The sequence below is a fragment of the Streptomyces sp. NPDC005374 genome (assembly GCF_042872225.1).
GTDB lineage: Bacteria > Actinomycetota > Actinomycetes > Streptomycetales > Streptomycetaceae > Streptomyces.
Genome location: NZ_JBIAKA010000002.1, coordinates 152,683 through 165,742, shown reverse-complemented (window position 1 = coordinate 165,742; position 13,060 = coordinate 152,683). Strand labels below are relative to the sequence as shown.

Sequence of the window (13,060 nt, the reverse complement as noted above, 5' to 3'; positions counted from 1 at the left end):
ATCGCGCCGGCCTGGGCACCACCCCGGCGGAAGGTCATGACGGTCCCTCGCCGTGAGTGCCCGTGTCCGGCCCGTCCGCGAAGACCGCCCGGTACTCCGCCAGGCCCCACAGCTCCTCGTGCGGTCCCACCGCCCGTACCCGCCCCCCGTCCAGCCAGGCCACCGTGTCCGCGCGGGCCGCGGTGGCGGCGCGGTGGGCGACGAGAAGGCGGGTGCCGTCCGCCCGTCCGCTCACCAGGGCCTCGGTGATGCGGGCCTCCGTGACCGTGTCGAGGCTGGAGAGGGCGTCGTCGAGTATCAGCAGCCGGCCGCCGTGCGCGAACGCCCTTGCCAGGCCCAGGCGTTGGGATTCCCCGCCGGAGCGCGGGGCGTCGTCGACGAGGGTGTCGTAGCCGTCGGGCAGTCGGCGCACGAAGTCGTCCGCGTGGGCGGTGCGGGCCGCTTCCCGGACGCGGGCGGGGGAGGGGGACGCCAGGGCGAGCCCGATCTCCTCCGCGACGGTGCCGCCGAGCAGGGCGGGCCGTCCGAAGGCGTAGCCGGTCGAACGGCGCAGGTCGTCGTGGGTGAGCTCGCGCAGCGGTACGCCGTCGAGGAGGACCTCTCCGGCGTCCGGTTCGGTGAGCCTCCCGGCGACCGCCGCGAGCAGCGACTTGCCCGCGCCGGACCGGCCCACCACCGCGAGCGTCGTCCCGCCCGGCACGACGAGGTCGACCCCGTCGAGCACGGCACGTCCGCCGCGCAGGGCGGTGACGCCGCGCAGTTCGAGCCGCCCCGGGCCGGGCGGCAGCCGGCGTTCGCCGTGGGCGACGGCGGGTTCCGCGAGGACCTCGTCCAGGCGTCCGGCCGCCGCCCGGGCCCGGGCCAGGCCGGCGAGCTGCCCCACGAGAGCGCCGACACCTGTCGAGAGGACCGCGTACCGGGACGCGGCGAGGACGTCGCCCACCGTCACCCGGTGCCGGGCGAGCAGGATCCCCGCCACGGCGACGACACCGAGCTGGAGCAGCGGTGCGACGGCGACGGACTGGCCCGAGGCGCGGCCCTGCACCCGCCACATGCGGTGACCGGCCTCGGACAACTCGGGCAGCGGACGCAGGATCCGGGCCGTCTCCCGGTCCGCCGTACCGGCCGCGTGGATGGTGCGGTGGCCGTCGACGGCCTCCGCGAGGGCCTGCGCGATCCGGCCCTGCACCTCCTGGTACCGGGTCACGCATTCCCGGGTGTCACGGGCGAAGGCGCGCAGCAGCAGGGCGAGCACCGGGGCTCCGGCAAGGAACACGGCCGCGAGCCACGGGGAGATGAGTCCGAGGGCCACCACGGCGCCGACGGGTCCTGCGAGCGCGGCGAGCAGCGCGGCGCGGGCGGTCGGGGCGGTGCCGGCCTGCGCGGCGTTGCCGACGAGGCGGGCGACGAGGTCTCCGGGCCCGAAGCGTGCGGTGGCGCGCGGGCCGACGGCCAGGACGTGGCCGGTGAGGCGGCGGCGCAGCCAGGCGGTGGTGCGGGCGTCGACCGTGCCGCCGAGAACGGTTTCCGACGCGTCGAGCAGCGCGATCAGGAGGATCAGTGCGGCGCAGTACAGCACCCAGCGGGTCGCCGGTGCGTGGGCGAGCAGCAGGTCCAGGGTCCGGCCCAGGGCGGCGGGCAGCAGCAGTCCGGCACCGGTCGCCGCCGTGCTCACCAGACACAGCGCCAGCACGCGGGCGGGGGCGGGGCCCAGCGGGCCGGACCCTGCTGTGCGAGTCGTCATGCGGTGGCCTTCCCCAGGTGTGCAGAACCCCGGGCGGTCCCTCCCTCGCGGGAGTGGACCGCCCGGAGTCATGGGCGCACGGTGCCTGTCAGAGACAGAGCGTGACGCTCGCCGCGCTGACGCAGGACAGCAGGCTCAGGGTGCTGTTGCCGCCGCCGCCGGTGTGCTCGTCGGACTCCATCGTCTGCAGGTCGAGAAGTGCCATCTCGTTTTCCTTCCTTCGGTGTCGTCCACCCGTGGGGACGGGGTTGGGTCACGGCTCCGTCAGGTCGCGGAACCGCGTATGTGGGGCCGCGTGAGCGGCGGGAGGAACGGCAGGTGTGCGGTGGCGGGTTCGCCGGGCCCTGCCTGGGCCTCTTGGCTCTCCTGGACCTTCTGGGCCGCGCCGAGCGCGAGCAGGCACCCTGCCGTTCCGGTGCCCAGGTCCATCGACAGCCGCATCATCTGGTGGCCGGGGAAGGCCAGTTGGCCCTGGTAGTCCATCGAGAACCAGCCGAGCCCGTCGATCTGTTCGTCGAGCCGCTGCCGGCTCGCACCCGGCGTGTCCGTGCGGGCCAGGTGCAGGATCATCCCGGCGCGGCCCTGGAAGAGACCGGGCTGGACGTAGAACCGGCTGGTGGCGGCGGTCAGGATCCCGGCCCGCGCCCGCTCGAACTCGCCCTCGGTGTCGGCTCCTTGGGCGAGGTAGTCGTCCAGGACCATCCCGATGCCGACGCTTCCCTCACCGAGGTACGGCAGCGTCCGCCAGCCCTCGTCGACCTCCAGCGAGCCGCCCGGATGCGTCACGCAGCACTCCAGGTCCCGCCGCAGCGCCACCTCCGCCGCCCTCAACAGCAGGGGCTCACCGGTGCGTTCGTGCTGCCGCAACAGGAAGAGCGCGGGCCCGGACCACCCTCGCAGCAGTCCGGCGCGGCGCCGCTTGGGCGTGTCGGGAAGAGGCTGCGCGAGCCGTCGTACGAGAACGTCGGCAGCCTCGGCGGCACGGTCCCGCAGCTCCGTCTCGCCAGTCGTGCGGGCCAACTCGCCCAGTACGAGCCCGAGTCCGGCGAGGCCACCGTGCAGGTCGGAGGAGAGGTTCTGCCACCGTTCCGCGAGGACGCGTTCGACCAGGTCGAGGGCGCGCTGCCGGTGGCCCAGCCGGTCCAGGACGTGGGCGACGCCCGCGAGACCGTCGTAGAGCCCCAGCGGTGTGCCCGTCGGCGGGGGCGCGGTGCGGTCGAGGAGCCAGTGCTCGCCCTCCTCGTACCGTTCCGCGCCGACCGCTTCCAGCGCGTACAGCACCCCGGCCGCGCCGTGCGCGATCCCGAGGCCGCCGCCGTCGTTGAACTGCGTGATGTCGCCGGGGAACAGCCGGTCCTCGCGCTCCGGGGTGGCCGAGGCGAGGAGCGCCTTGACCATGGAGTCGCGGCTGTAGGGCCAGTCGCCGGGCTCGACGAAGGAGGGCGCCGTCTTCAGGGCCGTACGCTCGCCGCCGGTGTCCCGGGTGATCTCCGTGACCGCCGCGTCGAGGAACTCCTTCGGCACGTCGGGGAACTGACGGAGAATCACTTCTGCCAGATGGGCCGCCTTGCCCCGGTCGACCACGAACAGCGTGGTGACCGGCATGAACAGGGCGAGACGCAGACAGGCCAGCGCGTAGCGGTCGACGTCGATGCCCGTGCGGTCCGGCGGGGCGAAGAAGCCGGGGTGGGCGACCACCTGGCGGCCGTTCTCCTCGACGGGCGCCGCCGCCTCGAAGTCGAGCAGGGACACCGACTCCTCGTCGGGGCCGACCATGATGTTGAAGACGTGCAGGTCGTTGAAGACGATCCCGCGCGCGTGCACCGCCTCCACCGCCCGCTCCACGGCCCCGTGGATGCGTACGGCCCACGCCGTGTAGTCGGCGACCGCCTTCGGATCGGGGTCCGGGGTGAGCAGCGGATGCCGCTCGGCGAAGAACGAGTTCAGCGGGCGCCCCTCCAGGAAGTCCATGACGAGGAACTTGTGGTCGCCGAGCGTGAACCAGTCCCGCACCTCGGGCACCACGCCCGTCCCCGCCACCTGCTCCAGGGCGTACTTCTCCCGCTCCAGACGGGCGATCGCGTCCGCCCCGTCGGCGGCGAGCCCCGCGTGCGGCCGACCCTCCTTCAGGACGACCTTGCGTCCGTCGCGGGTGTCGGTCCCGGTGTAGACCCCGCCGCCGTTGGAGAAGTGCAGCGCCTTCTCGATCCGGTACGGCAGGTCGCCCACCGTCGTGGTGTTCCGGGCCGCCAGATGCGGTTCGAGGAAGGCGGGCAGCGTCACCCACGGCGGAACCTGGAACGACGGCTCCCGCCGGTCCGGCACCAGCGTCCCCTCGCCGTCGCGCACCGCCGGCACCAGCGAGCCCCGCTCGTCGACGACGAAGGTCCGCGCGAACGCGCCGTAGCGGACGTAGAGCGGACCGTCGTACCAGCGCAGATCGGTGAGGATGTACGGCCCCTCGCAGCCTTCGAGGAGCGTGCCCAGTTCCCGCAGCACGAGGTGCAGCTGCTCCTCGTCGGCCGGGTAGATCGTGACGAACTTGCCGCTGGTGTCGCGGCCCGCGTACTTGGTGTTGCGCAGGTGCAGCAGATGCGGGCCCGGCACGAACTTGAACGAGATGCGCCGGGGCACGCAGTAGTCCCACACGGTCGAGGCGATCCGCTCCGCGTTCGCCCGGGTGGCCGAGGCGTGGATCTTCCAGCCCTGCGACGGACCCGGCGCCGGCTTCCCGTCCACGCCGAGCGGCGTCAGTGTCAGCCAGTCACCGATCCGTGCCGCGTCCCAGCCGTCCGGCACCTCGCGCCGCGCCGTCTCGTAGACGGGCGCCTCGCCCGCGGAGATACGGTCGGGCGTCTCGTAGAAGTGTCTGTCGGCGAGCGCGTACACCTCGTAGCGCTTGTCCATGCGTCCCCTTCCGTGGCCCGCTCTCGAGCTTTCCAGCGCGACGGCGGCCACGGACAGTCACGGCTGTCACGACATCACCGTGCGGAACGCATGGGTCAAGAAGTGTTCGGAGGGTTTCGGACGCGGACCGCGCAGATGCTCCACGGAACGCCCACAGGGGCTGCGCACGTGCCGCATAAGCGCTGTAATGGCGGACGTGGTGAGTGAGGACGCTGCGGGCCGCAGAACGAGAGCGTTGCGTGCCGAAAACGCCCTCACGTCGCTCAACGACGATCCCGAATCCCCCGAACGGCTGCGCCGCGTCCTCGAACAGGCGCTCGTCTTCGCCGGGGCGGCCCTCGCCGCGGTGTACACCCCCGGCGAGGACGGGGACCTGCTGTACCTCGTCGAGTCGGCCGGCGTCCCGCTGACCCTGTACGGGCTGCGTGACAGCTATCCGAGCTCCGGCGGCTCCCCGCCCGCCGACGCGTACCGCTCGGGACGCCCCCTCTTCCTGGGCCCCGGGGAACTCGCCGCCCGCGCCGAGTCCGGCAGGGTGGGCCGGCGGGACTTCCACCTGGCTGTGCTGCCCGCGCACGGTGACGACGGCCGGGCCTGTCTTCTCGCCGTCGGCGAGGGGCCGGCCGGCTTCGACGACGAGGACCGCAAGTGCCTCGAACTGATCGCCGACGCGATCGTCTGCCCCGTCCCCGCGGTGGCCCCGGAGGGCGCGGAACCGCGCCCCAACGCGTTCACCCTCGCCATGGACACCGGCCGTGTGGAGGTCGGCGACGAGCTCCTGGAGCTGTTCGGCATGAGCCGGGCCGCCTTCGACGGCAAGGTGGAGACCCTGCTCGGCCTCACCGTCCCCGAGGACCTGCCCTCGCTGATGTCCCTCTTCGAGGCCGGCCACATGTCCTTCGGCGACCGCGAGCTGGAGTTCCGCGTCCTGCAGCCGTCCGGACCGCCGAAGTGGCTCAGACTGCGTGGGCGCATGCTGCCGGGCGGGGAGGGCCGGCCCGCACGCCTCGTGGGCGCCGTCGCCGACGCCTCCACCCTGCGCTCCGACGTCACCGACGTGGCGCGGGTACAGCGACTGGCCGCGGCCCTCGCCATGGCGGGCACGGTCCGTGACGTCAGCCAGGCCGTCGTCTCCGCGCTGCGTGCCCCGCTGAGAGCCGACCGCATCGCCCTCGCCGAGCTGGAGAACGAACGGCTCGTCGTCACCGTTCTCGACCCTCCCGAACCGGAGTCCTGGCCCGAGCTGTGGCGCCTGGAGTGGCGCAGCGAGTGGCCCGAGGCCCCGGTACGGGCCATGCCCACCCTGGCCGCCGCCCTGCGCGAGGGCCGCGCCCAGATCTGGCCCGCCGGCACCGTCCTGGAACCCGCTCTCGCCGACGTCGGCCCCGGCGGCCTCGCCGTCCTGCCGCTGCCCGCGGCGGGGCGCATGGCCGGCGCCTGCCTCATCGGCTGGGACGCCCCGCACCACTTCGACCCCGACGAGCGCGCCCTGCTCACCGCCTCCGCCGGCCTCGCCGGGCAGGCCCTGACACGGGCCCACGCCCTCGACGCCGAACACGAACTGGTCGGCATGCTCCAGCGCCAGCTGCTGCCCCGCCGCCTGCCCGAACTGCCCGGCGCGACCGCCGTCGCCCGCTACCTGCCCAGCACCGCGGGCCTCGAACTCGGCGGTGACTGGTACGACGTGATCCCGCTGCCCGACAACCACGTCGCCCTGGTCATCGGCGACGTCCAGGGCCACAGCGCCGCCGCCGCCACCCTCATGGGCCAGATGCGCACCGCCCTGCGCGCCTACGCCGTCGAGGGCCACCCCCCGGACGTCGTCGTCGCCCGCGCCAACCGGCTCCTGATGGACCTGGAGACCGACCTCTTCGCCACCTGCGCCTACGTCGACCTCGACATGGAGGAGGGCACCGCCTGGTGCGTCCGGGCGGGCCACCTGCCGCCTGTTCTGCGCCACCCCGACGGCACCACGGAGATCGCGGAGGCGGACGGCGGCCCCCCGCTCGGCGTGCTGGCCCAGGCCGACTTCCCGATGACCCCGCTCCGGCTGCGGCCCGGCACCCTGGTCGCCCTGACCACCGACGGCCTCGTGGAGTCCACCGAGGCCGACATCGACGAGGGCATGGACCGCCTCGCCCGAGAACTGGCCGCCTCCGACCCGGCCCACCTGGGTCTCGTCGCCGACGCCCTGCTCGAGGGCGCCCGCCGCAGCGACGACGTCGCCCTGCTCCTGCTGCGCTACGACGGCATGGCCACCCACCCGCTCAGAGAGGGCTGGACGGTCTGGCGCGTCCCCCAGGCCGCCGGGCACGCCCGCCGCTTCACCCGGCGTGTCCTGCGCCGGTGGGGGGTCCACGGCGACGCCCTGGACACCGCACTGCTGGTTGTCTCCGAACTCGTCACCAACGCCCTCGTGCACACCGACGGCCAGGTCCGTCTCGACCTCACCCTGGTGAGCCGGCGGCTGCGCGTGTCCGTCGCCGACGCCTCGCCCCGCACCCCCGCCAAACCCACCGACATCGGCTGGGAGGCCACCGGAGGCCGCGGGATCCTGCTCGTCGAGGCCGTGTCGGTCGCCTGGGGCACCGTCCCCGTCAGCGGCGGCAAACAGGTGTGGAGCGAAGTCGCACTCGATGCCTGAGGCGGGGTACCCGGCCGCGGAAACCCCTGCCAGAGAGGTACGCCATGACCCAGCACGTCAGCGACATCATGACCAGCGCCCCGGTCTCCGTGGAACCGCAGACCTCCGTGACCGCCGTCGCCCGCATCATGCGCGACCAGGACCTCGGGGCCGTCCTCGTCACCGAGGGCGACGAACTGCGGGGCCTGGTCACCGACCGTGACCTCGTGGTGCGCTCCCTCGCCGAGGGCGGCGACCCCGAGCAGACCACCGTGGCCGGCGCGTGCAGCGACGACCTGGTGACCGTCGGTCCCGAGGACGACCTGGACCACGCCATCGCGCTCATGCGGGAACACGCGGTGCGCCGGATCCCGGTCGTCGAGGGCGGCCACCCCGTCGGCATCGTCGCTCTCGGCGACGCCGCCATGGAACGCGACCCGGAGTCGGCCCTCGGCGACATCAGCGCGGCCCGCTCCAACACCTGAGCCGGACAGGCGAGTTCGGCACGGCCTGCCGTCAAGCGTCGGGGAGCGGGTCCCCGCTGTACGCGTGTACGGTACCGGCGCCCTGACGGCCGGCCGGCCCGTTTGGGCCGACCGTCACCGGGGACCCGGAGAAGCAGCCTGGAAGGACGGTGAACCACCGTGACCCCGCAGACCGTTGACAAACCCCTCGCCCGCCGGCCCGAGACCGGCTGGTCCAGGTCCCGTCGCCTGCACGGCAAGGGCGACCTGCGGACCTGCCTGCCCGCCGTGGAGGACCGCGTCGGCCCCACCACCTCGCACACGGGGGAGAGCAACATCTTCCGCGGCGAGGACTGAGCGACCACCGGACGCAACTCCCGGGCAATCCCCCCGCCATGGCCCGTTGCCGCGAATTCGGGCTAAGGTGGCGCAGATGAAGGCTCTCGTGCTGTCCGGCGAGGCCGGCACACGGTTGCGGCCGCCCATGCACACCTCGGCCGAACAACCGTTGCCCGTCGCCCACAAGGCTGTGTCGTTCCACGGCCCCACACGCATCGCCGACGCGGGAATCACCCGCGCCGGGGTGCTCGTCGACGACATCACCGACCTCGCCGAAGCCAACCTGGTCTCCGACCCGGAGCACGCGAGCGTCGCGGACTCACGCCGCCCCGCCCCCGCAGGCACTTCCCCGCTGACCGGCGGCCATGCCGAGACCGTGACCCCCAGCGTGCCCCTGGCCCACCGCCCGGGGCCCGGAGACCACGGCAGGGTGCAGATCCCTTCATGAGCCTTCTCGCCGCCGCCCACGACCGCTCCACTGGGTCCGGCCCCGCGCCCCGCCCCCGGAAGGTCGGCCTCCGGCCTTGCCCGGCGTGCACGGTCCTCTTACCGGGACCGCGCCCCTCGGTGCGAAGCACTGCCGTGAAGACGGCACAGACGGTATGTTCCACGGCACCGGATCCGGCGCGGGCAGTCGGCATGCACCGGTGCGGGAAGCGTTCCGGCACCACCTCGGCCGCCCCTCACCGGGTCGGCCCCACCAGCAGCGAGGTCCTCTCCGGGCCCGCACCAGGTCCCGCCCTCGGCGCCCTCGGGCGCGACCGGTGGACGGGGGCCGCGCCGGCCTCGCACCGGAACCGGCGGTCCGCCCTGCACGAAGCACTGCCACACATCCGCAAGGAGATTTCCCAGTGAAACGTCATGAGTTCCTGCGGGGGCTCCACAAAGCCAGCGCGAACCGCAACTACCTGGAGATCGGCGTCAACGACGGCCGCAGCCTGACGTTCTCCCGGGTACCGAGTATCGCGATCGACCCGGCGTTCAAAGTGGTCTCGGAGATCCGCTGCGACGTCCACCTGGCCAAGGCCACCAGCGACGACTTCTTCGCGCGCGACAACCCGCTGCAGCACCTGAAGGGTGGCCGCAACCCGCTGCGCAACGTCATCCGCAACCGCACTCCGTTCGGCTACTGGCAGGACGTCACGCTCGACCTGGCGTTCATCGACGGCATGCACCTCTTCGAGTACGCGCTCCGCGACTTCATCAACGTGGAGAAGTACGCGGACTGGGCCAGCGTGATCGTCTTCGACGACATGCTGCCGCGCAACGTGGACGAGGCGGCCCGTGACCGGCACACCAACGCCTGGACCGGTGACGTCTACAAGGTGATCGAGGTCCTGAACCGTTACCGGCCCGACCTGGTGACGGTCCTGGTCGACACCGAGCCCACCGGCCAGCTCCTGGTCTTCGGCGCGGACCCGACCAACACGGTGCTCCAGGACAAGTACGACGAGATCATCGCGGAGTACGTGGTCCCCGACCCGCAGAAGGTGCCCGAGACGATCCTGGAGCGCACCTCGGCGATCAAGCCGGAGACGCTGATCGAGGCGTCGTTCTGGAAGGCGCTGGTCAACGCCCGCAACCGGGGAAGCAAGCGGTCCCGCAGCTGGGAGCACCTGCGCACCAGCCTCGAGCGGCTCAGCGACGCCAGCTGAGCGACACGACGTGAAACGGGGAGGACGCCTCGGCGTCCTCCCCGTCTCGCTTGTCCCCGCTGCTACTTACCGCGTGCCCTGACCCGGGCGACCAGCCTCCCGGCCACCCGCCTCGCCCGGCGGACCAGCCGCTGCCCGGCCCCCGGCCGGGGCGGGTGCACGACCTGGACGCTGCCCGCCCTCACGCGCACGGCGAACGGCAGCGGATGGAAGGACGGCTCCGGCGCCTCGGGCGCCGGGCTCAGCGCGACCCGCCAGGCCGCGCCCGCGAGGTCGCCGACGGGCAGCACCGCCTCCAGAAGGGCCTCGGAGCCCTTGGGCCGCAGCGTGCCGGAGACCTGCACGGACGCGGCGCCGGAACCACGGGTGAGCTTGAGCAGCACCGGAGAGTCACCGGGCACATGGAACGGCACCGACACCTCGAGGCGGTCGCCGGAGACGGTGACCGCCCCGTCCGCCAGACGCTCGGGCCCCAGGCGCTTGCCCGGCGTGTCGACGTCCAGGGCGAGCGTGCCCTGCTTGGCGGTCCAGCTCGGCAGCACCACCCGGCCGCCCACCACACCGGCGTCCGCGGCCGTACGTCCCTTGACCGGGACCGGGCCGAGTCGGCTCTGCTTGGTCCAGCCGCCGAGCTTGACGCGGAGGTGGACGTCCCACCGCCCGGAGCCGAGCGGGCTGCCGTCGGCCGCGGTGGCCGGATCCACGGCCGCGGTGCCCCGCAGCACGAGCCGTACCCGACCGTCCCCCTCCGCAGGGACGGTCTCCCGGGTGAACTCCACCGGCTGGAAGTACTGTGCGGCGCTGGTCCGCTCGCTCAGCAGCAACTCGACCGTGGCGCTCCCGAAGCGGGCGACGCTGTGCGAGGCCACCCAGTTCACGGCCTCCTGCACGGAGGCCGGCGGCCCGTCGAGCGGGGCGGCGGTGCCCTCGGCGGGGAACGTCATCGGCGTGCCGTCGGACGTGAGCTCGGCGGACAGACCGATGCGCAGCACATCGCCGTCCCACTCGATGCCGTCCGGCTCGGCCTTGGTGGAGACGGAGGTCTCCCATTCGGCGAACGCCACCAGGTCGTCGAGCCGGCCGTCGGCGATCAGGGCTGCGACGACCTGCTGAGTGGGCTGGAGGCCGGCCGCGACACCCGGCCCGAAGCGCTCGACGACCACGCTGCGGATCTCGGCGAAGAGCTCCTGGCGGTAGTCCTCGGGCGCGTTGAGCAGCCGCTTGCCGCGCATCCGCTCGACCATCTCGTTGCGCAGCCAGCGACGCAGCAACCGGTCGCGCGAGCGCCCCGGCTCGGTGTACTTCTCGACGACGTCGAGCGCCTCGCGCAGGTTCGCGAAGTAGCCCACCGGGTCGAAGCGCTGGAAGCCCGCGTTGGAGGCGTCGTCGCGCTTGAGGTGGTAGTAGCAGACGTAGTCGCTGAGCACGGAGACGTTGTCCGCGCGCAGATACGCCTCGGTGACGAAGACGTGGTCCTCGAGCCTGCGCCTGCCCTCGGGGAAGCGCAGCCCGATCCGGTCCAGGAAGGCCCGCCGGAACATCTTGTGCGGGGTCAGACTGTCGATCAGCGGGGCGTTGTCGACGGTGGCCCGCGGGTGGTTGCGGCGGAACAGCTCCACCGGCACGCCCCGGCCCTGGCCGGCCATCTTGCCCACGACCACGTCGGCGCCGTTGGCGACCGCGTAGTCGTACATCCGCTCCAGGGCCTCGTCGCCGAGGTAGTCGTCGTTGTCGACGAACATGACGAACTCGCCCCGGGCTGCTTCGATGCCCACGTTGCGCGGTTTTCCGGACCAGCCGGAGGCCTCCTGGTGGACGACCGTGACACGGGCGTCCGAGGCGGCGAGCTCGTCGAGCCGGGCGGGTGTGCCGTCGGTCGAACCGTCGTCGACGAAGATCGCCTCGTACTCGTCGGGGGGCAGTGACTGCCTGAGCAGCGAGGCGATGCAGTCCTCGATGTAGGTTCCCGGGTTGTAGACGGGAATGACGACGCTGACCTTGACCGGCATCGGTGTCCGGACTCCTTGGGTGGCTTGTGGCATGCGTCACGGATAGACGCTTTGTGGGCCGATGTTAACGCCCACAGGACAAGTGCCGTGCCGCCGGGCCGCCTTGGCGACCGGCCGCACAACCTCCGCTTTCGCTCCCCCGGCGCCGACTCCTCTAGGGTGGTTTCCGTGCGCCTGCTGCTGATGTCCGACACCCACCTGCCCAAGCGCGCCAAGGAACTCCCGGCTCCGCTTCTCGCCGAACTCGCCCACGCCGACGTCGTGTTCCATGCCGGTGACTGGGTCGACACCGCCACCCTCGACCTGCTGGAGAGCCGCAGCGCACGGCTCGTCGCCGTGTACGGCAACAACGACGGGCCCGGCCTGAGAGCGCGGCTCCCGGAGGTGGCCTACGCCGAACTCGGCGGCGTGCGTTTCGCCGTCGTCCACGAGACCGGCGCCGCCCAGGGCCGCGAGGCCCGCTGCGCCGCCCGGTACCCCGGCATCGACGTCCTGGTCTTCGGCCACAGCCACATCCCCTGGGACACCACCGCCCCCGGCGGGCTGCGCCTGCTCAACCCCGGCTCACCGACCGACCGCCGCCGCCAGCCCCACTGCACCTATATGACGGCGACCGCGTCGGACGGCCGCCTCACCGACGTACACCTGCACCGTCTGCCGCCGCGCTGAGATCCGGGGCATCACCCCCATCGGTTGCGCCGCCGTCGTATCCGCGTGGCCACGAGCACCAGGACGCCGGCCGCCGTCACCGCTGCCGCGGCCCGTTTGGCCACCGGTACGGCGATGGTCCGCAGCAGGTCGAGTGGCTCGTCGTCGGGCTCCTCGGCCGGCCGGCCCACCTGCGCGGCCGTGTCCGCGACAGCCTCCGACTCACCGAGCCGCTCCGCCAGACACCGGGCGAACCGGCCCACCAGCCGGTCACCCACCTCCGCCAGCACGCCCCGCCCGAACTGCGCGGGACGCCCGGTCACCGCCAGATCCGTGCGCACCGACACGGCCGTGCCGCCGTCCTGTGCGGTGAGCGTGCCGGTCACCGTGGCCCGTGCGGTGCCCTGGCCACGGGTCTCCCTGCCGCTCGCGACCAGCACCATGCGGTGCGCCTCCTCGTCCTGCTCCTCGAAGACGGCCGTGCCCTTGTACGACACGGTGATCGGCCCGACCTTCACCTTCACCGAGCCGGTCACGGTCTTGCCGTCGTAGTCCTCGACCACCGCCCCGGGCATGCAGGGCGCGACCCGCTCGATGTCGAGGAGCGCCCGCCAGGCCTCGTCGACCGGGACGGGCACGGTGAACTCGTGGTGCAGTTCCATGACTTCCTC

The 13,060-nt window shown here is 73.0% G+C and carries 10 protein-coding genes and 1 pseudogene; 6 read left to right on the top strand and 5 right to left on the bottom strand.

What is annotated here, in order from left to right; all coding sequences use genetic code 11:
- Positions 1–34 precede the first annotated feature (34 nt).
- The 3 genes from ACFYRX_RS06215 to lanKC form a co-directional block, all read right to left on the bottom strand.
- A complete protein-coding gene (locus ACFYRX_RS06215) occupies positions 35–1,744 on the bottom strand; it encodes an ABC transporter ATP-binding protein (protein WP_389097126.1) in 1,710 nt (569 codons plus the stop codon).
- An 88-nt stretch (positions 1,745–1,832) separates the two neighbouring features.
- The gene (locus ACFYRX_RS06210) at positions 1,833–1,949 is read right to left on the bottom strand and encodes a SapB/AmfS family lanthipeptide (RefSeq protein WP_020117173.1); all 117 of its coding nucleotides are present in this window, start codon (positions 1,947–1,949) and stop codon (positions 1,833–1,835) included.
- Between the two features lie 59 nt (positions 1,950–2,008).
- Positions 2,009–4,651 (bottom strand): class III lanthionine synthetase LanKC, encoded by a 2,643-nt coding sequence (gene lanKC, locus ACFYRX_RS06205; protein ID WP_389097125.1) that lies wholly within the window; start codon positions 4,649–4,651, stop codon positions 2,009–2,011.
- 187 nt (positions 4,652–4,838) lie between these two features.
- Here lanKC and ACFYRX_RS06200 point away from each other — a divergent pair, with 187 nt between their 5' ends.
- The 5 genes and pseudogenes from ACFYRX_RS06200 (at position 4,839) to ACFYRX_RS06180 (ending at position 9,732) form a co-directional block, all read left to right on the top strand.
- A complete protein-coding gene (locus ACFYRX_RS06200) occupies positions 4,839–7,295 on the top strand; it encodes a SpoIIE family protein phosphatase (protein WP_389097124.1) in 2,457 nt (818 codons plus the stop codon).
- Positions 7,296–7,339: 44 nt separating this feature from the next.
- Positions 7,340–7,759 (top strand): CBS domain-containing protein, encoded by a 420-nt coding sequence (locus tag ACFYRX_RS06195; RefSeq protein ID WP_389097123.1) that lies wholly within the window; start codon positions 7,340–7,342, stop codon positions 7,757–7,759.
- 159 nt (positions 7,760–7,918) lie between these two features.
- On the top strand, positions 7,919–8,095 hold the full coding sequence (locus tag ACFYRX_RS06190) for a hypothetical protein (RefSeq protein ID WP_389097122.1): 177 nt from the start codon (positions 7,919–7,921) through the stop codon (positions 8,093–8,095).
- Positions 8,096–8,171: 76 nt separating this feature from the next.
- Positions 8,172–8,345 (top strand): annotated as a pseudogene (locus ACFYRX_RS06185) (glucose-1-phosphate thymidylyltransferase); the annotation flags it as partial.
- A 583-nt stretch (positions 8,346–8,928) separates the two neighbouring features.
- Complete coding sequence (locus ACFYRX_RS06180) at positions 8,929–9,732, top strand: class I SAM-dependent methyltransferase (protein ID WP_389097121.1); 804 nt, start codon at positions 8,929–8,931, stop codon at positions 9,730–9,732.
- A 62-nt stretch (positions 9,733–9,794) separates the two neighbouring features.
- On the opposite strand, the gene ACFYRX_RS06175 is transcribed toward ACFYRX_RS06180, so the two are convergent.
- Positions 9,795–11,741 (bottom strand): glycosyltransferase, encoded by a 1,947-nt coding sequence (locus tag ACFYRX_RS06175; RefSeq protein WP_389097120.1) that lies wholly within the window; start codon positions 11,739–11,741, stop codon positions 9,795–9,797.
- Positions 11,742–11,909: 168 nt separating this feature from the next.
- On the opposite strand from ACFYRX_RS06175, the gene ACFYRX_RS06170 reads away from it, so the two are divergent.
- Complete coding sequence (locus ACFYRX_RS06170; protein ID WP_389097119.1) at positions 11,910–12,410, top strand: metallophosphoesterase family protein; 501 nt, start codon at positions 11,910–11,912, stop codon at positions 12,408–12,410.
- Positions 12,411–12,421: 11 nt separating this feature from the next.
- Here the strand turns inward: ACFYRX_RS06170 and ACFYRX_RS06165 are convergent, their stop codons facing one another.
- Entirely contained in the window at positions 12,422–13,051 is a 630-nt protein-coding gene (locus tag ACFYRX_RS06165; RefSeq protein WP_389097118.1) for an SRPBCC family protein, read from the bottom strand.
- Positions 13,052–13,060: the final 9 nt, after the last annotated feature.